1 protein-coding gene and 1 pseudogene are annotated in these 610 nt (G+C 66.9%); both read right to left on the reverse strand.

Annotation, left to right across the window (positions count from 1 at the left end; translation table 11 throughout):
* Positions 1-280, reverse strand: a 280-nt coding sequence (locus ACT6UX_RS30420) for an ATP-binding cassette domain-containing protein (protein ID WP_444778864.1), incomplete at its 3' end; no start/stop codon positions are given.
* 35 nt (positions 281-315) lie between these two features.
* A pseudogene (locus ACT6UX_RS30425) lies at positions 316-610 on the reverse strand (long-chain fatty acid--CoA ligase); the annotation flags it as partial.

Raw genomic sequence — 610 nt, forward strand, 5'->3', positions numbered from 1 at the left:
GGTTCTGGAAGGTGCGCGCGATGCCCATCTCGGCCACCTGGCGGCTGTTCATGTGCCTGAAGGTGCGGCCCCGAAAGCTGATCGAGCCCTCCTGGGGCTGGTACACCCCGTTGATGCAGTTGAGCATGGAGCTCTTGCCCGCGCCGTTGGGCCCGATGATGGCGCGCACCTCGTGCTCGCGCACGTCAAAGCTGATGTCGGTCAGCGCCTTGACGCCGCCAAAGCGCAGGCTGATGTTCTGGACGTTGAGGACGACGTCGCCGATCTTCTTCTGTGTCATGGTCGGGTGTGGGGTGTTCGGGCTCGGGCGGCGGCTCAGGCCGCGGCCTTGACGGGGGTGAAGGTCTTCGCGTCGCTCAGCTTGAGCGTGGCGCTGACCGAGCCGGTGCGCCCGTCCTCGAACTTCACCTGCGTCTGGATGTACTGCTCGGCCTTGCCGCCGTACAGCGCCTCGACCAGCACGCCGTACTTCTCGGCGATGAAGCCGCGGCGCACCTTGTTGGTGCGGGTGAGCTCGCCGTCGTCGGCGTCCAGCTCCTTGTGCAGCACCAGGAAGCGGCTGATCTGGCTGCCCGCGAGCAGCTCGTCGCGGCTGAGGTCGGCGTTGACC

Source organism: Reyranella sp. (assembly GCF_052439685.1).
Lineage (GTDB): Bacteria > Pseudomonadota > Alphaproteobacteria > Reyranellales > Reyranellaceae > Reyranella.